The sequence below is a fragment of the [Zimmermannella] alba NBRC 15616 genome, from assembly GCF_001570905.1.
Classification (GTDB): domain Bacteria; phylum Actinomycetota; class Actinomycetes; order Actinomycetales; family Microbacteriaceae; genus Pseudoclavibacter; species Pseudoclavibacter albus.
The window spans coordinates 266,339-284,132 of the sequence record NZ_BCSO01000001.1; the positions used below are offsets into that span (position 1 = coordinate 266,339).

Below are 17,794 nucleotides of genomic sequence, written 5' to 3' on the forward strand. Positions count from 1 at the left end.
ACTGGACATGAATGCCGTGCCCCGAGACAGGAGACAGAGCTGCTCGCTTCAACCCTGAATACGCAGGCCATCGTCGCGGCGGCTGAGGACGGTTCGTTCACGCCGCCGAGCCTCGACCACGAGTTCGACCTTCCCAAGCTCTTCCAGACCTTCTTCGGCTTCGACGCTGGTCCACTCGAGATGAACCGCATCATCATGGTGCGTGTCCTCGCGGTTCTCGTCATGCTGCTGCTGTTCTGGCTCGCTTTCCGCAAGCCCCGCGTCATCCCCGGTAAGGGGCAGTCGGTGGCTGAGATGGCGATCGGCTTCGTGAAGGAAAACATCGTCGATGGCGTCCTCGGCGAGCAGCTCGGGAAGAAGTACCTTCCGCTGCTCTCCGCCATGTTCTTCGGCATCCTCGCGATGAACATCACCGGTATCATCCCGGGCCTCAACATCGCAGGAACCTCGCTCATCGGTATGCCGATCGTCCTCGCGATCGTCGCCTACATCGCCTTCGTCTGGGCGGGCATTCGCGAGGCAGGCGCAGCTACCTTCCTCCGCAACGCCCTCTTCCCCCCGGGTGTGCCGTGGCCGATGTACATCCTCCTCACGCCGATTGAGTTCATCAACGTGTTCGTGGTGCGTCCTATCTCGCTCGCACTCCGACTCTTCCTCAACATGATGGTTGGGCACCTCCTGCTCGTCCTCTGCTTCAGCGCGACACACTTCTTCGTGTTCACGCTCGGCGGCGTCAACGCGCTCTTCGGTGTTCCGACGCTCCTCGGTGGCTTCGTCATGACGCTCGTTGAGCTTCTTGCCGCAGTGCTCCAGGCCTTCGTGTTCACGCTCCTCACCTCGGTCTTCATTCAGCAGGCCGCGTCCGAAGAGCACTAAAAGACCACCCAGACCTCAAGCCCCAACATCCAAAGCTCGAAGCCGCCCGGCTTCAACCCCGTTCCAACCGGAAGGAAACCCCAGTGGACATCACCACGCTCGCCGAGATCAACGGCAACATCGCAACCGTCGGTTACGGCCTCGCTGCAATCGGCCCCGGCATCGGTATCGGCATCGTTGCAGGCAAGACCGTCGAGGCAATGGCTCGCCAGCCCGAGATGGCTGGCAAGCTCCAGGTCACGATGTTCCTCGGCATCGCCTTCACCGAGCTCCTCGCCTTCATCGGCGTCGCAACGTACTTCATCTTCGCGTAAGGCGGTTGACGCATGATCAGCATCGCATCTGCATCGACGGGCGAGGGATTCAATGTCCTCTTCCCGGCGATCTATGACATCGTCTGGTCGCTCGTCGTCTTCGTCGTCATCGCGCTGTTCTTCTGGAAGTTCGTTATTCCGGCATTCACGAAGACCCTCGCAGAGCGCGAGGAGAAGATTGAGGGCGGCATCAAGAAGGCCGAACTCGCTCAGGCAGAAGCTGCGCGTCAGCGCGGTGAGCAGGAGCGCCTGCTCGCTGAGGCACGTGCCGAAGCCAACGAGATTCGTGAGGCTGCACGAGCCGAGAGCGAGCAGATCAAGGCCGAAAAGAAGGCCGAGACTCAGGCAGAACTCGACCGCATGACGGCCGCTGCCAAGGCCCAGATCGAAGCAGAGCGCCAGTCGGCACTCGTCTCGCTCCGCTCTGAGGTTGGCCAGCTCGCTGTCACGCTCGCCTCGGGCGTTGTCGGTGAAGAGCTCTCGAACGACCAGCGCCAGCACGCGATCGTCGACCGCTTCCTCGCCGGCCTCGAGGCCGGCGAGGCCCGTGGAACTCAGGAGACGATTCGCTAATGGGAAGCGCGACGAAGCAGGCGCTCACTGCGCTCTCGAATGAGCTGGACTCGTGGGGCGGCGACCTCGCCGCAGCCCGCGAAGTGCTTGCCACGGTTGGTGTCTTCGAGAAGGAGGCGTCGCTGCGCGGCGCACTCGCTGACTCGGAGCACGACAACGACCGCAAGCGTCAGCTCATCGAGCGTGTGCTCGCAGCATCGGCGGGGGAGCGCGCACGCGCACTCCTCGCAGCAGCTGCCAGCCACCGGTGGTCGAACGATCAGGACTTCCTCCTCGGAGTCCAGGAACTCGGTGTTCGGGCCGTCGCGCAGTCCTCGGGCAAGGCTCAGGAGATCTCGACGGAACTGCTTGCCATCGCGGAGGCCATCTCCGAGGACGGCGAGCTTGAGCTCACGCTCGGTTCCAAGCTCACCGCTCCGGCGGCCAAGCGCGAGATCGCAGAGCGACTCTTCGGCGGCAAGGTCGGCGAGGCAACCCTCGCAGTCCTCCTCGGCCTCATCGAGCACCCCATGGGCCGTCGTGTCCGTCGCCTCCTCTCATGGGGCGCCGACATCGCCAGTGCTCAGGCTCAGCGTTCCGTGGCCACGGTCACGAGCGCCGCGCCCCTCCCCGCGGAGCAGCTCACGCGGCTCGAAGCGGTACTCAGCCGCAAGTACGGTCGTCAGGTGCAGCTCGCAACGCTCATCGATCCGTCCGTCCTCGGCGGCATTCGCGTGGAATTCGGTGACGACGTCATCGACGACACGGTTGCCTCCAGGCTCAACGACCTTCGACGCGCGCTCGCGTAGCGCTTCGCTTACTACCCCGGGGTGCGCCCCGAACGACTAGGGAAGAACATGTCAGAACTTACGATCAACCCGGACGAGATCCGCGACGCCCTCAAGGACTTCGCTTCGTCGTACCGTCCGGAGGGCGCATCGGCAACCGAGACCGGCGTCGTGATTGACGCGGCCGACGGTATTGCCCACGTTGAGGGCCTTCCGGGTGTCATGGCCAACGAGCTCATCACCTTCGATAACGGTGTGCTCGGCCTCGCTCAGAACCTTGACGAGCAGGAAATCGGTGTCGTCGTCCTCGGTGAATTCGACGAGATTGTCGAAGGCATGGCCGTGCGCCGCACCGGCGAGGTCCTCTCCGTTCCGGTTGGAGAGGGCTACCTCGGCCGCGTCGTCGACCCGCTCGGTAACCCGATTGACGGCCTCGGCGACATCGCTGGCCTCGAAGGCCGCCGTGCCCTCGAGCTCCAGGCTCCTGGCGTCATGATGCGCAAGTCGGTGCACGAGCCGCTTGAGACGGGTATCAAGGCCATCGACGCCATGATCCCGGTTGGCCGTGGTCAGCGTCAGCTCATCATTGGTGACCGCCAGACCGGTAAGACCGCCATCGCGATCGACGCCATCATCAACCAGAAGAAGAACTGGGAGTCGGGCGACCCGACGAAGCAGGTGCGCTGCATCTACGTCGCCATCGGCCAGAAGGGTTCGACCATCGCTTCGGTGAAGGGCGCACTCGAAGACGCCGGTGCCATGGAGTACACGACCATCGTGGCGTCGCCGGCATCCGACCCCGCTGGCTTCAAGTACCTCGCTCCGTACACCGGTTCGGCCATCGGTCAGCACTGGATGTACCAGGGCAAGCACGTCCTCATCATCTTCGACGACCTGTCGAAGCAGGCTGAGGCCTACCGTGCCGTGTCACTCCTCCTCCGCCGCCCGCCGGGCCGCGAGGCATACCCGGGTGACGTCTTCTACCTCCACTCGCGTCTGCTCGAGCGTTGCGCCAAGCTCTCGGACGAGCTCGGTGCTGGTTCCATGACCGGTCTTCCGATCATCGAGACCAAGGCAAACGACGTCTCGGCCTACATCCCGACCAACGTGATTTCGATCACCGACGGCCAGATCTTCCTCCAGTCCGATCTCTTCAACGCCAACCAGCGTCCGGCAGTCGACGTGGGTATCTCGGTCTCGCGTGTTGGTGGTGACGCACAGCAGAAGCACATCAAGAAGGTCTCCGGTACCCTCAAGCTCGAGCTTGCTCAGTACCGCTCGCTGCAGGCCTTCGCGATGTTCGCCTCGGACCTCGACGCCGCAAGCCGCAAGCAACTTGAGCGCGGTGCCCGCCTCACTGAGCTCCTCAAGCAGCCGCAGTACACGCCGTACCCGGTTGAGGAGCAGGTTGTTTCGGTGTGGGCCGGTACCAACGGCAAGCTCGACGACGTCGCAGTCGAAGACGTGCTTCGCTTCGAGCAGGAGATGCTCGAGTACTTCCGCCGCAACACGGACGTGCTCGACCGCCTGCGCGACTCGGGCAAGCTCGAGGACGACACCCTCAAGGCCATGGAAGAGGGCGTGGACGCATTCCGCCACACGTTCCAGACCGGCGAGGGCACGCCGCTCATCGCTGCTGGCCGTGAGGAATTCGAAGCTGCTTTCGAGCAGGACGTCAACCAGGAGCGCATCGTTCGGAGCAAGCGCCACTAGGCGCTCGCTTCCCGATTCGCTAGTACAGGAGAACCATGGGAGCACAGCTTCGGGTCTACCGGCAGAAGATCAGGTCTGCCCAGACGATGAAGAAGGTCACCCGCGCCATGGAGCTCATCGCCACCTCGCGCATCGCGAAGGCGCGGGCTCGTATGGTGGAGTCGAACCCCTACGCGAAGGCCGTGACTGAGGCCGTCGCGTCGGTGGCGTCGTACTCCAACATCGACCACATTCTTCTCACCGAACGTCCCGAGGTGCGTCGGGCTGCGGTCGTTCTGTTCACGAGCGACCGCGGCCTCAACGGCGCGTTCTCGGCCAACGTCCTGCGCGAGTCCGAGCAGCTCACCGAGCTGCTCACCTCGCAGGGCAAGGAGGTCGTCTACTACCTCGTAGGTCGTAAGGCGGTTGGCTACTTCAGCTTCCGCGACCGCGACTCGCTTCGCCAGTGGACGGGCAACACGGACGCACCGAAGTTCGGCACAGCAAAGCAGATCGGCGACGAGCTCGTCGAGCGTTTCACCATGCCGTACGAAGAGGGTGGCGTCGACGAGATCCACTTCATCTACAACCACTTCAAGAACATGGTGTCGCAGGAACCCCGCATCGTGCGCCTGCTGCCCCTCGAAGTGGTCGATGCAGAGGACGACGCGACGAACACCTCGTCTGAGCTCTACCCGCTCTACAACTTCGAGCCGAACACGCAGGACGTCCTCGAGGCGCTCCTGCCGGCCTACATCGAGTCGCGTCTGTTCAACGCGATGCTCCACTCGGCAGCTTCCGAGCTCGCTGCACGCCAGCGCGCAATGAAGTCGGCCTCCGACAACGCAGACAAGCTGATGCGTGACTACACGCGCCTTGCGAACAACGCTCGCCAGGCCGAAATCACGCAGCAGATCTCCGAGATCGTGGGCGGCGCGGACGCCCTCGCCTCCTAAGCACCTTCACGTTCGCGCACGAACACAGATAAGGACGACAATGACGCAGAACATGCTCCTCGACCAGGGGGCGCCCGAGCAGGCGGCCGGCGTGGGCCGGATCGCTCGCGTCACGGGCCCCGTGGTCGACATCGAGTTCCCTCACAACGCCATGCCTGGCATCTACAACGCCCTCGAGACGACCGTCACGATGGGCGACCAGGCGCACAAGCTCACGCTCGAGGTTGCCCAGCACCTCGGTGACGACCTCGTGCGCGCCATTGCCCTCAAGCCGACCGACGGTCTCATCCGCGGCCAGGAAGTCCGCGACACCGGCGCACCGATCTCGGTGCCGGTCGGTGACGTGACCAAGGGCAAGGTCTTCAACGTGACCGGTGACGTCCTCAACGAGTCGATGCTCACCGAGCCCTACGAGATCACCGAGCGCTGGCCGATCCACCGCACCCCGCCGGCATTCGACCAGCTCGAGTCGAAGACCCAGCTCTTCGAGACGGGTATTAAGGTCATCGACCTCCTCACCCCGTACGTGCAGGGTGGAAAGATTGGTCTCTTCGGTGGTGCAGGTGTCGGTAAGACCGTCCTCATCCAGGAGATGATTCAGCGCGTCGCCCAGGACCACGGTGGTGTGTCGGTGTTCGCCGGTGTCGGTGAGCGTACCCGTGAAGGTAACGACCTCATCTACGAAATGGAAGAAGCAGGCGTCTTCGACAAGACGGCCCTTGTGTTCGGTCAGATGGACGAGCCGCCGGGGACGCGTCTTCGCGTCGCCCTCTCGGCCCTCACCATGGCTGAGTACTTCCGCGACGTGCAGAAGCAGGACGTGCTCCTCTTCATCGACAACATCTTCCGCTTCACGCAGGCCGGTTCGGAGGTGTCGACCCTTCTCGGTCGTATGCCTTCGGCCGTGGGTTACCAGCCGAACCTCGCCGACGAGATGGGTCTCCTCCAGGAGCGCATTACCTCGACGCGTGGTCACTCGATTACCTCGCTGCAGGCAATTTACGTCCCTGCTGACGACTTCACCGACCCGGCTCCGGCAACCACCTTCGCCCACCTCGACGCCACCACCGAGCTTTCGCGTGAGATTGCGTCGAAGGGTCTCTACCCGGCTGTCGACCCGCTCACCTCGACCTCGCGCATCCTGGACCCGCGCTACCTCGGTGCGGACCACTACCGCGTGGCCACCACGGTGAAGCAGATCCTCCAGAAGAACAAGGAACTTCAGGAGATCATCGCCATCCTCGGTGTCGACGAGCTCTCGGAAGAGGACAAGGTGACGGTCGCACGCGCCCGCCGCATCCAGCAGTTCCTCTCGCAGAACACCTACATGGCGAAGAAGTTCACGGGTGTTGAGGGTTCGACCGTTCCGCTCAAGGACACGATCGAGTCGTTCGACGCGATCTGCCGCGGTGACTTCGACCACGTGGCCGAGCAGGCCTTCTTCAACGTCGGTGGTATCTCCGACGTCGAAGAGAAGTGGGCGAACATCCAGAAGGAAATGGCCTAAGCATGGCTTCTGGAAATACGCTGACCGTGAGCGTTGTCTCGGCGACCAGCCAGGTGTGGGAGGGCGAAGCGAAGTCTGTCGTCGCCCGCACCACCGAAGGCGAAATGGGTATCCTGCCCGGTCACGAGCCGGTGCTTGCGATGCTCGGTGCCGGTGAGGTGCGCATCACCGACGCCGAGGGTCAGAGCACGACTGCTCTCGCCAATGACGGTTTCCTCTCGGTCGCACAGGACCGCGTGACGATCGTCGCTCGTGAGGCGTCGCTCTCGGCTTGACCAACTCGCTGATTGCGCTGCTGCCGCCATCCGAAACCAAACGGGATGGCGGCAGCGCCGTTTCTGCATCTTTGTTCGGTCCGGTGCAGGACGAGGCGCGCGAAGAAGCACTGACCGAACTGCGGGCCCTCGCGGGCGACGCCGAGGCGCATCAGCGTGCGCTGAAGCTTTCGGATAAGCTCGCCGAGACCGAGCGTGCACGGAATCTCGCGCTGTGTGATGCGCCGCGGATGCCAGCGCTCGAGCGCTACACGGGCGTGCTGTACGACGCGCTGGATGTTGCGAGCTTGCCCGATGCTGCACGCACATGGGCACTGGAGCGATATGTCATCCAGTCGGCGCTGTGGGGCCTCGTGCGGGGGAGCGATGCCATCCCCGCGTACCGCTGCTCGGCGTCAACGGGCCTCGGCAAACGCTCGATGAAGCAGCGATGGGCACGCGAATGCGCTGCCGTGCTCGCTGAACACAAGGGCGTCGTCCTTGATCTGCGTTCGAAGAGCTATGCAGCGCTTGGGCCGCTGCCGGATCGCGACGATGCGCTCGTCTTGGAATTTGTGACCCGGATGCCGACTGGTGAGCTCAAGCAGCTCAACCACTTCAACAAGCAAGGCAAGGGCGAGTTTCTGCGGACGCTCGCTTTGGCCGATTCTGAGGTGCACGAGCAGCTCGATGCCGTGGGGGACATGGAAGGCCTCTGCAGTGTTCTCCGTGCGCTTGGCATCGAGATCGACCCCGTTTCAGAGCGTGAAGCGATGGTCACCGTTGACGATCCTCGACAACAGCGACTAGGGCAATCTACAACCACGGGATGACACCAAAGAGGTATGTAGAGGAAGCATCGTTTCCCAGAGTCTTCTAGGGTGTTCGTGTTCGCGAACCGATCGAAAGGGACAATTCGTGTCGACGTACGACTCCGACGCCGCTGTGGGCATTCTGCTCGTGCTCTTTGGCATGTACTTCTTCTTCCTGGCGCTCTATTATGTCGTGACGGCGCTTGGCTTCCAGGGCATCTTCAAGAAGGCTGGCCAGCCGGCTTGGAAGGCTTGGGTGCCGATCCTGCAGGGCTGGACCTTCGCTGAGGTTGGTGGCAAGGAAGGCTGGTGGTGTTTCATTCCGTTCGCCGGCTGGATCCTCCCCGCCATGAACATCAACAAGGCATTCGGCAAGGACAACGGTGGCTGGCTCGCCTACGCCATCCTCCTTGCGAACATCTGGATGCTCCACCTCGGCTTCGGTAAGGACCAGTACAACGAGCGCCTCATGCCGACCGCTCAGGGCGGCAAGCCGCAGCTCGGCGGCCAGCAGGCATACGGCCAGCAGGCGTACGGCCAGCAGGCGTACGGTCAGCAGCAGTACGGCCAGCAGCAGGCATACGGCCAGCAGCCGCAGGCATACGGCCAGCAGCCGCAGGCATACGGCCAGCAGGCGTACGGCCAGCAGCAGCCGCAGGCGTACGGCCAGCAGCAGTACGGCCAGCACTAAGGCTCTTTGACTCACGGCGGTCCGGTCCTTCGGGGCCGGGCCGCAGTTTACTGTTTCTGGGGCAACTCGATTCGCGCAAATCCATTCACAGGCCTCATTGCTTGCGGGCGCTCACAGAATCTTGGGTCTCGCACGGCATCGAAGTTTCGGTGTTCCTAGCCTCGTCGCCATGACCGAGACCACGACGCTTCGCACACCCATCGACATCCTCCGCAAGATTCCCGAGCTCATCGAGCACACGCTCGTGGAGAGCCTCGTCATCCTGCCCTTTGACGACAACCACGGCGGCGCGGTGCTCCGCTTCGACCTCCCGCGCCAAAACCTCAATCCCATCGAAGCCGAGCAGTACGCGACGGCCGTCGTGGGATATCTCTGCCACCTGGAGGGGTATCAGCGGGTCGTCACCGCAGTGTTTACCGAGCAGGAATTTGACGGCCCCGGCATGCCGCCGTGGCGCCTCGTCGAAGAAGCACTCCACGAAGCGCTCACGCGCGGAGGATTCACCACCATCGCGTCACTGTGCCGCGCTGGGAATGGATGGGGCGAGTACGGCTGCGACGATCCAGACTGCTCGGGCTTCGGCCCGCGATCGCTGAGCGAGGTCACGGAGGAGAGCGTCACACGCATTGGGCTCACGACGCCGCGTGATGTGCTCACGCTCCTCTTGGAAAGCAACGACATCGAGCGCCGCACGCTCGTCGCGGAGCGCATGGCCAGCGTTCGCCGGGACGAGACGCTGTTTGAGCGTGCCCTGACGGCTTGGGACAAACGCCTGACGAGCCCGCGCTGGAACAAGCGAGGCCTCTCCCGAGCGTGCGCAGCGCTGCAGCTCGCCCTCTTCGAAGAGGTCAGCAGCGTCGTCCGCTGGACATCCAGCACGCTCTTCGGCCTTGGCGCGGGTGCTGATGGCGCACTCGAGGAGATGTGGCTCGCGATGCTCGAGGCTGCGGACAGCGGGACGCCGTTCGATGTGATGGAACTCAAACACTCGTTCCCGACCGTCGAACGTGAGCGCCTTGAACGCGCGGCCTTTCAGACGCGCGACCTCCTCACGGTGACCCCGCCCCAGCTTGAAGCGCAGGTGCTCGCCGCGCTCGCCATTCTCGAGTGGGCACGCGGGCGAGGTTCCTTCGCCGTCGAATGTGCGCTGTTCGCACTGCAGCGTGACGAGGACTTCTGGCTCGCGCACCTCGTCGTGTGGCTGTGCGAGCACGGGGTAGTGCCGCCCTGGTTTGGCGTCGTGCCAGTGGGCGAGAACCCATACGGGCTCGGAGCGGTCGCCTAATGCAGCTCCCGCTCGAATATCGGGTTCAGCTGCCCGAAGCTCCCGCTGAACCGCAGCGTCGCCCGTTCCCGGTCATCATGCTCATTGCACCGGTCGTCGTTGCGGTGGTTATGTTTTCACTCACCTCGTCAAAGCACATGCTGCTCTTTGCCGCGCTTGGGCCGGTCCTCAGCACTGCATCGTGGCTGGAAACACGGCGCAGCTCGCGCCGACTCATTCGGCGCGAGCGCGCGCGTCTCGAGCGAGAACTTCGTGAGGCCAAGAAACACATCGACGAACTCCACGACGTCATCCGGGCCGAGCGGCGACGCAGGCATCCGCTCATTCCAGAGCTTTTGCAGGGGATCCGACCAGCTCGCACCGTGCCGGATGGTCGGGACAGCAAGCTCGTGTGGTGTGTCGGGACAGCCGCCACATCGAGCGGCATCACCATCGAGGGGGCACCTGGACGTCACGAGGCACTGCTCGAGCTTGCCCGCCATGCCCGGTTCACGAGCGGATGCCCCATCACGACCTCAAGCGCCGAGCTGGTCGTTGTGGGAGAACCCGTCGCGGCGCGGGCCACCGTCGCGGCACTCCGAGTGCAGGGGCAGGCAATGGGCCTCTCAGACGATGAACTCGATCGCCGCATTCGCCGCGTCGCTGGGACGAATGGATGCCGCACGAGCGGATGCGCCGAGCTGCACCTTGATACGCCAGTACTGGGCTTCGCCCGGCTCATTGATGATGACGGTGAACGCATCGTCACTCCAGAACGGGCATCGGTCGCTGAACTCGCGCGCTGGCGCGACATCGCAGGCAGCGTCGCTGACAGCGGGTCCCTGCTTGAACAGGCCGCGCAATTCGACCTCGGAACTCCGAACAATCGACGAGGGAGTCTCGCGGCACCTCTCGGCGTTTCCTCGGACGGGCACGTTGTCGTCGACCTGGTCGCCGACGGGCCGCACGCGGTGATCGGCGGCACGACCGGATCCGGCAAGAGCGAACTGCTCATCACCTGGATTGCGGGACTTGCGGCACGGCATTCGCCGAAGGAATTCGTGTTCCTCGGCCTGGATTTCAAGGGCGGCGCGACCTTCGACCCACTCATCGAGCTGCCGCACTGCGCGGGCGTCGTGACCGATCTCGACGGCGAGGATGAGGCACAGCGCTGCGCCGAGAGCCTCGCAGCAGAAATTGTGCGACGAGAACGTCTGCTCCGAGCTGAACGGCGCCGCGATGTGGACGAGCTCACGTTTCCGCCGCCACGACTGGTCGTGGTCGTTGATGAGTTCCAAACGCTCCTCACACGGCATCCGCGCCTCCAACAGCTCTTCGCTGATCTTGGAGCACGAGGCCGAAGCCTCGGGATTCACCTCATCCTCTGCACGCAGCGGCCGCATGCAGCTGCCCGCGACGCGCTCATGGCAAATTGCTCGATTCGCGTCTGCCTCCGCGTCACCGCAAACCAGGAAAGCCAAGCGGTCATCGGTACCGACGATGCGGCATCGATCCCGGCAGCCGCGCGTGGCCGGGCGTTCATTGATGTCGGTAATGGACCGGTGGAAGCTCAGGCACCGTTGTGTACGCCACGTAATCGTGAGGAAATCGCGGAGCGTTGGCACGACGCAACTGCGTGTGCGCGCCTCGTACATCCTGCGCTGCCAACGATGGTCGAGGGAGCCTCCGTACGTGATTCCTCGCCGGCCGCGTATGCGATCGGAGATCGTCCCGACGAACAGTGGCAGGGGATGATCCAGTTCGAACCGGGCCTGCGTGCGATTGTCCTCGGCGGCAGCGGAAGCGGCAAGACCACAGCCCTCAGGGCTCTCGCGCACGCCGCGGCGAACACTGGCCAGGACCTCATCCGTATGAGCACGGACCCCGGCACTGCCTGGCTGCAACTGCGCCAACTGCAAGCCGGCGCCTCGAATCACCCGCGAATGCTCATCATCGACGATCTCGATGCCCTCGGACACCGTCTCGATGAAGCGCGTCGCCACGAGTTCGCGGAATCTCTCGCAGCGCTCCTCAGGAGCGCGAACGACGACCTCAGCGTGGCCCTCACACTGCAGCGACCGAACGCACCATGGAGCAATGTGCTCGCGAACTGCACGACGCGGTTGCTGCTGCGGAGCAACACGAAACAGGACTATCTGCTCGCTGGCGGTGACCCTGCACTTTGGAATGAGCGCGCGGTGCCGGGACGCGCGCTCCTCGGCAGTACCCACATCCACTTCCTGCACGAGAGCGTATGGCCCGAGGGAACGAGCGAAGGCATCACGGTGAGCTGCCACCTCGCCAACCTGCGCGGTGACCTTGCCGTTGTGACCCGAGGCAGCTCGATCCGATCGCAGCTCGAATCGTGTGGCTGGCTGGTCCGTGAACTCGAGAGCCCATCGCAGGATGACGAGGCACGACACACGCGGTGTGCCTCGCGAGGCGTCGCCGTCCTCGGCACACCGGAACAGTGGATCGCGACCGGTGGTGCACTCGCCGCCTCGCGAACGCGTGCCGAGATTCTGCTGGATCAGGTGTCAGCGGGGGAGTTCCGTGCCCTTTTGCGCGGGCACGAAGCGCCACCGCCGACGAACCACCGAAGCCAGTACATCCTGTATCGCGCCGATGACACCTACCGTCTCGTCGAACCATCCGACGTCGACAAGGTAGGCGGGGGAGAACACGCTGGTATCTCACACTCCGCGCGAGCAGCCGCACGGCTCACGACGGCCTCGACCGAGCTGCGCATCCGCCCGGCGCGGCCGCGGCCCAAACAGTCGGTGGAGGCTATGCGAGCGTGAGCGGCACGTCCTTGCCGATGCGGATTGCACCGACCTGCGCGCCGCGACCGAACACCTCAAGCTCGAGACGGGGCACGAGTGCCTGCACATCGGCGACGGCAACCTTGCCCGCGGTCACGAGCAGCTGCAGGCCAACGAGCGTGAGCGCACGCGGCGAACCATCAAGAATCTTCACCGCGGCGGTCGTGCCATCCTCGGCAGCCATGACGATGACACCCTCAGCGCCCGTCTTTGCGATGACACCGAGCTCCTCGATGACGATCGTGTTCGGGCGGCCCGGGCCATCCACGGCCCACGGGTGCGCGAGCATGGCCTGCGCGACGCGCGAGGCGTTCCGGAACAGCGCGAAGGGGGAGGAGGGGTTGGCCGTGCGCACGCGCGCAACACCGCGAGCGAGGGCAGTGAGCGAAATGGCGTGCACTGGTGCGCCGCAGCCATCGACACCGCTCGCGGCAGGACGCTCAGTCGTGAGGCGCTCGATCACCTCACGCACCTGCTGCTGCAGCGGGTGCTCCGGGTCGAGGTAGCTCTCAAGTGGCCAGCCCTGGGCGACACAGGCTGCGAGCATCGCCGCATGCTTGCCCGAGCAGTTCATACACACCGGCTGCTTCTGCTCACCCGCACGAACGAGCTGGTCGCGCGCTGCACGATCAAGCGGCCAGTCCGGCGGACAACCGAGCGCACGGTCATCCAGACCCACACTCGCAAGGATCTCGCGCACGAGAGCCACGTGGCGGGCCGTGCCGCCGTGGCTCGCCGCAGCGATTGCCACCTGCTCCTCAGTGAGCACAGCGCCAGAGTTCAGCGAGGCAATCGCCTGGAAAAACTTTAGCGTCGAACGCGGAAAAATCGGCGTCGACGCGTCGCCGAGCGCAAGGACGACTTCGCCCTCCGGATCCACGAGCACAGCGGATCCCACGTGACGCGACTCGACAAATCCCGAGCGCTCAACAACGGCCAATTCGACTGCAGAAGCTGCGGAGAACGTTTCAATCACGACACCGATCGTAGTGAGGACGTCCCCGAACTTCCGTGGATGCTGTTCAACCCACCAAGAACACCCGTTGCGACTACCAAGTCGTGTCCGCAAACAGGCCCTCATCTGGGGATGTTGACAACCGGCAGGTTGCCAACTCAACGCCGCAGCCACACACATCCGCACGCAGCACTCCCGAGCAGCGTGCAAAACACCGGTGCGGTGGTCAGTCCGAAGACCAACCACCGCACCGGTGTGACTGTCACATGCGAGGCCGCAAGGCCGCGCCGTGCGTGAGTGAGCTCCTTAGAGCTTCGCGATGCCCTCGGCGATGACCGAGAGTGCGTCCTGGAGCTGCTCGTCGGTGAGGGTCACCGACGGGAGGAAGCGAATGACGTTGCCGTAGCTACCACAGGTGAGGAGGATGACGCCGTTCGCGAAAGCGTGGTCGACAATCGTCTTCACTGCTGCCGTGTTCGGCTTCTTCGTCGTCTCAGCGGTGCCAGCCTCGACGAACTCGACAGCGAACATGGCGCCGTGGCCACGGATGTCACCGATGACGTCGGTCTTCGTCTTCTGCTCCTCGAAGAAGGCGCGCAGGCCCTTTTCGATGCGGAGGGCTTCCTCGCAGAGGTTCTCCTCGTGGATGGCGTCGATGACGGCGTTCGCAGCAGCAAGCGCGGTCGGGTTGCCGCCGTAGGTGCCACCGAGACGGCCGGGGAGCGGAGCGTCCATGACCTCGGCGCGGCCGAGCACACCCGAAAGGACCATGCCGTCGGCGATACCCTTTGCGAAGGTGATGAGGTCCGGCTCGATGCCGTAGTACTCCGAAGCGAAGAACTTGCCCGAGCGAGCAATACCCGACTGGACCTCGTCGGCAACGAAGAGGACGTCGTTGGCGTGGCACCACTCGATGAGCTTGTTGTAGTAGCCGTCAGCGGCGACGATGAAGCCACCCTCACCCTGGATCGGCTCGGCGATGACCGCAGCGAGGTCGACAGCGCCAATGCGCTTCTCGAGGAACTCGATCGTGCGGGCAGCAGCCTCTTCACCCGAGAGACCGTCGCGGTACGGGTACGAGTTCGGAGCGTGGTGCACCGAGCCAGCGAGCGGGCCCATCTTCGTGGCGTAGACGGACTTGTGGTTCATGGCCATCGTGAGGTTTGTGCGGCCGTGGAACGAGTGGTCGAGGACGGCGACGTTGGCCTTGCCGGTGTAAGCGCGAGCGATCTTGACGGCGTTCTCAACAGCCTCGGCGCCCGAGTTCATGAAGAAGGCCTTCTTCGCGAAGTCACCGGGGGCGTTCGCAGCGAGCTTCTCGGCAACCGTGATGTAGAGCTCGTAGGGGGTGATGCCAGCGGCCATGTGGAGGAACTGGTCGGCCTGAGCCTTGACCGCCTCAACCACCTTCGGATGGCGGTGACCGAGCGTGGTCACACCGATACCCGAACCGAGGTCGATGAACTGGTTGCCGTCGACATCGCGGATGATGGCGCCCTCAGCGAATTCAGCAACGGATGCGTAGCCGGGGGTGATGCCCTTCGGGACAGCCTTCTCATAGCGAGCCATGAGCTCCTGCGACTTCGGGCCAGGGATAGCGGTAACGACCTTGCGGACGGGTTCGAACGTGGTGTCAGTCATGGCGCCAGGGTAGCCCCGTTCTTCGTACAAAACGTCATCAAAATCGCACAACATCATGGTGCGACGGCATAGAACTCTGCAGCCCCCTCGATCGACGGCCACAACAGCCGCGTTGCGCAATGATTCGGGGCAACGAGCATCCCGACCGAACGCTCGACAATGTGCGGGAAGATAGTGCCATGGCACGACGCGTACTTTTGCTCGGATCCACTGGCTCGATCGGCACGCAGGCTCTCGACGTCATCCGCCAACGACCCGGCGAATTTGAGGTCGTCGGGCTCTCGGCGGGGCGAAACCGTGAGCTCGTCGCTGCTCAGGCGGCTGAGTTTGGCGTTCCGAGTGATCACCTGGCTTTCGGTACCCTCGAATCCGAGGCTCTCGTGCGCTCGGTTGATGCGGACGTCGTCGTGAACGGCATCACCGGGTCCGCCGGTCTTCGCTCGACGCTTGCCGCCCTCGAGCGCGGCACGAGCCTTGCCCTCGCCAACAAGGAATCGCTCGTCGTCGGCGCAGATCTCGTCCGTGCCCGTCGTCAGCCGGGGCAGATCGTCCCCGTCGACTCGGAGCACTCTGCGATCGCGCAGTGTCTTGTCAGCGGCACCCGCAGTGAGCTTCGCCGACTCGTCCTCACTGCATCGGGCGGCCCCTTCCGCGGCAAGACGCGGGAGGAACTTCAGGACGTCGCACCCGCCCAGGCCCTCGCACACCCCACCTGGAATATGGGCCGCGTCGTCACGACGAACTCCGCAACGCTCATGAACAAAGGGCTCGAGGTGATCGAGGCACACGTGCTGTTTGATGTGCCGCTCGCACAGATTGACGTTGTCGTGCACCCGCAGTCGATGATCCACTCCATGGTCGAATTCGTCGACGGTTCGACGATTGCGCAGGTCTCAAACCCCGACATGCGTCTGCCGATCGCACTCGGTCTCGACTGGCCGCGCCGCATCCCGGAGGCCGTCGCCCCGGTTGATTGGACGAAGGCGCACGAGTGGCAGTTTCTGCCCTTGGACACCGAGACCTTCCCTGCCGTGAACCTCGCGAAGCAGGTCGCCGAGGCAGGATCGAGCTACCCGGTCGTCTTCAACGCGGCGAATGAGGAGGCGGTCGACGCCTTCCACGAGGGAAAGATCGGCTTCCTCGACATCGTTGACGCAGTCGCAAAGATTGTCGACGAACACGAGCCGGACGCTGGTGACGTCACGCTTGAATCGCTCGAAGCTGCCGAAGTGTGGGCGCGTCAGCGTGCACGCGAGCGGCTCAACGTACGCTAGGTGCTCGTGGAACAGGTCCTTCTCTTCATCGTCGGTGTTGTCGTCGCCTTCATCGGCCTCGCCGTCTCGATCGCCCTGCACGAACTCGGTCACCTGACGACCGCGAAGATGTTCGGCGTTCGGGTCTCGCAGTACATGATCGGATTCGGCCCGACGATCTGGTCGAAGGTGAAGGGCGAAACCGAGTACGGCTTCAAGCTCCTGCCGCTCGGTGGCTACGTCGCCCTTTCGGGCATGTACCCGCCGAAGCATGCTGGTGAAGCGCCCCGCGACGGCGGGACGGGCTTTCTCTCGAACATGATCGAGGACGCCCGCGAGGCGAACCAAGAGACGATCATGCCAGGGGAGGAGCACCGCGCGTTCTCGCTCCTGCCCGCGTGGAAGCGGATCATCGTCATGCTCGCCGGCCCCGTTATGAACCTCGTCATCGCGGTCGTGTGCTTCCTCATCGTGGTGAGCGGATTCGGTATCTACCAGCCCACGACCACGCTCTACTCGGTTTCCAAGTGCATGGTCTCGCAGGCAGAGGCCGCCCAGCTCGGCGACGCTGCCGCAGAGAACTGCTCGACGCCTGCCCCCGGGGCCGCGGCTGGGCTCCTGCCCGGCGACAAGCTCGTGTCAATGAACGGCACCGAACTGCACGACTGGAAAGACGCGACCGCCATCATCCGTGCGAACGCGGATAAGCCCATCGAGACGGTCATCGAACGCGCAGGTCAGCAGCAGACCGTCACGATCACGCCCCGCGCGAACACCGTGTTCGTCACGGACGACTTTTCGGGCGAGCGGGTGAAGGACGAGGCCGGCAACTACAAGACTGAGGTCGTCGGCTTTGTCGGAGTCTCGCCGACGAGCGCACGCGAGCAGATGCCGCCGAGCTACGCCTTCGAATTCGCGGGCTTCAACATCGGCAAGGTATTCGAGATGATCATGAGCCTGCCGCAGCGTGTTGTGGACATGTGGCACGCAGGCTTCGGCGGAGCTGAACGTGATCCGAACGGCCCGCAGTCGGTGGTCGGTGTCGGCCGAATCGTCGGCGAAGTCTCTGCGCTCACGGAAATCCCGGTGCTCGACCGCATCGCGACGGTCATTCAGATTGTCGGCTCGGTGAACATTGCGCTCGGCATCATGAACCTCATCCCGCTGCCGCCGCTTGACGGCGGGCACATTTTCGCCTCGATCGTCGACATGATCCGCCGCGGCCTCGCGAAGGCGTTCGGGAAGGAAGACCCGGGCCCCTTCGACACCGCAAAGCTTTTGCCGATCACGATGGTGGTTGCCGGTCTCCTCCTGGCAATGAGCGCACTCTTCATTTACGTCGACATCGTCAATCCGATCAGCCTGACCGGGAAGTAACACCGGGCGAGCTTCGGCTGCACATGAAGGCACCGGGCCT

At 63.9% G+C, this 17,794-nt stretch carries 16 protein-coding genes; 14 read left to right on the top strand and 2 right to left on the bottom strand.

The features are described from left to right. The first annotated feature begins 69 nt into the window (after positions 1 to 69). The 12 genes from atpB to ZAL01S_RS01335 all read left to right on the top strand — a co-directional run bounded on the left by atpB (position 70) and on the right by ZAL01S_RS01335 (position 12,507). Entirely contained in the window at positions 70 to 876 is an 807-nt protein-coding gene (gene atpB, locus ZAL01S_RS01280) for a F0F1 ATP synthase subunit A (RefSeq protein WP_306301587.1), read from the top strand. A gap of 83 nt (positions 877 to 959) precedes the next feature. Further along, on the top strand, positions 960 to 1,190 hold the full coding sequence (gene atpE, locus ZAL01S_RS01285; protein WP_066078550.1) for an ATP synthase F0 subunit C: 231 nt from the start codon (positions 960 to 962) through the stop codon (positions 1,188 to 1,190). Between the two features lie 12 nt (positions 1,191 to 1,202). Continuing rightward, entirely contained in the window at positions 1,203 to 1,763 is a 561-nt protein-coding gene (locus ZAL01S_RS01290; protein WP_066078553.1) for a F0F1 ATP synthase subunit B, read from the top strand. Then, positions 1,763 to 2,551, top strand: coding sequence for a F0F1 ATP synthase subunit delta (locus tag ZAL01S_RS01295; protein WP_066078558.1), 789 nt, complete (start codon positions 1,763 to 1,765; stop codon positions 2,549 to 2,551). Before ZAL01S_RS01290 ends, ZAL01S_RS01295 begins: the two co-directional genes overlap by 1 nt. 48 nt (positions 2,552 to 2,599) lie before the next feature. After that, on the top strand, positions 2,600 to 4,243 hold the full coding sequence (gene atpA, locus ZAL01S_RS01300) for a F0F1 ATP synthase subunit alpha (protein ID WP_066078562.1): 1,644 nt from the start codon (positions 2,600 to 2,602) through the stop codon (positions 4,241 to 4,243). A gap of 35 nt (positions 4,244 to 4,278) precedes the next feature. Then, positions 4,279 to 5,178 carry a F0F1 ATP synthase subunit gamma gene (locus ZAL01S_RS01305; RefSeq protein ID WP_066078564.1) on the top strand — a complete coding sequence of 300 codons (900 nt, stop codon included), beginning with the start codon at positions 4,279 to 4,281 and terminating at the stop codon, positions 5,176 to 5,178. Positions 5,179 to 5,218: 40 nt separating this feature from the next. Continuing rightward, positions 5,219 to 6,685, top strand: coding sequence for a F0F1 ATP synthase subunit beta (atpD, locus tag ZAL01S_RS01310; RefSeq protein WP_244875291.1), 1,467 nt, complete (start codon positions 5,219 to 5,221; stop codon positions 6,683 to 6,685). Between the two features lie 2 nt (positions 6,686 to 6,687). Next, positions 6,688 to 6,960, top strand: coding sequence for a F0F1 ATP synthase subunit epsilon (locus tag ZAL01S_RS01315; protein ID WP_066078567.1), 273 nt, complete (start codon positions 6,688 to 6,690; stop codon positions 6,958 to 6,960). Beyond that, complete coding sequence (locus ZAL01S_RS01320) at positions 6,957 to 7,772, top strand: YaaA family protein (protein WP_083522955.1); 816 nt, start codon at positions 6,957 to 6,959, stop codon at positions 7,770 to 7,772. The genes ZAL01S_RS01315 and ZAL01S_RS01320 overlap by 4 nt, the downstream gene beginning before the upstream one ends. Positions 7,773 to 7,857: 85 nt before the next feature. Continuing rightward, positions 7,858 to 8,442, top strand: a complete 585-nt coding sequence (locus ZAL01S_RS10450) for a DUF5684 domain-containing protein (protein ID WP_066078572.1) — start codon at positions 7,858 to 7,860, stop codon at positions 8,440 to 8,442. A 169-nt stretch (positions 8,443 to 8,611) separates the two neighbouring features. Further along, positions 8,612 to 9,727 carry a DUF4192 family protein gene (locus ZAL01S_RS01330; protein WP_066078575.1) on the top strand — a complete coding sequence of 372 codons (1,116 nt, stop codon included), beginning with the start codon at positions 8,612 to 8,614 and terminating at the stop codon, positions 9,725 to 9,727. Continuing rightward, positions 9,727 to 12,507, top strand: coding sequence for an FtsK/SpoIIIE domain-containing protein (locus tag ZAL01S_RS01335; RefSeq protein ID WP_066078578.1), 2,781 nt, complete (start codon positions 9,727 to 9,729; stop codon positions 12,505 to 12,507). Before ZAL01S_RS01330 ends, ZAL01S_RS01335 begins: the two co-directional genes overlap by 1 nt. On the opposite strand, the gene ZAL01S_RS01340 is transcribed toward ZAL01S_RS01335, so the two are convergent. Beyond that, entirely contained in the window at positions 12,494 to 13,504 is a 1,011-nt protein-coding gene (locus ZAL01S_RS01340) for an asparaginase (protein ID WP_244875292.1), read from the bottom strand. The genes ZAL01S_RS01335 and ZAL01S_RS01340 overlap by 14 nt on opposite strands. 285 nt (positions 13,505 to 13,789) lie before the next feature. Next, the gene (gene gabT, locus ZAL01S_RS01345) at positions 13,790 to 15,124 is read right to left on the bottom strand and encodes a 4-aminobutyrate--2-oxoglutarate transaminase (RefSeq protein ID WP_066079317.1); all 1,335 of its coding nucleotides are present in this window, start codon (positions 15,122 to 15,124) and stop codon (positions 13,790 to 13,792) included. Positions 15,125 to 15,303: 179 nt separating this feature from the next. Here gabT and dxr point away from each other — a divergent pair, with 179 nt between their 5' ends. Together dxr and ZAL01S_RS01355 are read left to right on the top strand one after the other, a co-directional pair. Further along, on the top strand, positions 15,304 to 16,398 hold the full coding sequence (gene dxr / locus ZAL01S_RS01350; protein ID WP_066079320.1) for a 1-deoxy-D-xylulose-5-phosphate reductoisomerase: 1,095 nt from the start codon (positions 15,304 to 15,306) through the stop codon (positions 16,396 to 16,398). A gap of 6 nt (positions 16,399 to 16,404) precedes the next feature. Further along, complete coding sequence (locus ZAL01S_RS01355; protein WP_066079323.1) at positions 16,405 to 17,754, top strand: M50 family metallopeptidase; 1,350 nt, start codon at positions 16,405 to 16,407, stop codon at positions 17,752 to 17,754. The last annotated feature ends 40 nt before the right edge of the window (positions 17,755 to 17,794 follow it).

Bases quoted from the DNA above. Each gene is read 5' to 3' on its own strand.
- ZAL01S_RS01290 (WP_066078553.1), top strand. From the start codon at position 1,203: ATGATCAGCATCGCATCTGCATCGACGGGCGAGGGATTCAATGTCCTC.
- ZAL01S_RS01295 (WP_066078558.1), top strand. From the start codon at position 1,763: ATGGGAAGCGCGACGAAGCAGGCGCTCACTGCGCTCTCGAATGAGCTG.
- atpA (WP_066078562.1), top strand. From the start codon at position 2,600: ATGTCAGAACTTACGATCAACCCGGACGAGATCCGCGACGCCCTCAAG.
- ZAL01S_RS01305 (WP_066078564.1), top strand. From the start codon at position 4,279: ATGGGAGCACAGCTTCGGGTCTACCGGCAGAAGATCAGGTCTGCCCAG.
- atpD (WP_244875291.1), top strand. From the start codon at position 5,219: ATGACGCAGAACATGCTCCTCGACCAGGGGGCGCCCGAGCAGGCGGCC.
- ZAL01S_RS01315 (WP_066078567.1), top strand. From the start codon at position 6,688: ATGGCTTCTGGAAATACGCTGACCGTGAGCGTTGTCTCGGCGACCAGC.
- ZAL01S_RS01330 (WP_066078575.1), top strand. From the start codon at position 8,612: ATGACCGAGACCACGACGCTTCGCACACCCATCGACATCCTCCGCAAG.
- ZAL01S_RS01335 (WP_066078578.1), top strand. From the start codon at position 9,727: ATGCAGCTCCCGCTCGAATATCGGGTTCAGCTGCCCGAAGCTCCCGCT.
- gabT (WP_066079317.1), bottom strand. From the start codon at position 15,124: ATGACTGACACCACGTTCGAACCCGTCCGCAAGGTCGTTACCGCTATC.
- dxr (WP_066079320.1), top strand. From the start codon at position 15,304: ATGGCACGACGCGTACTTTTGCTCGGATCCACTGGCTCGATCGGCACG.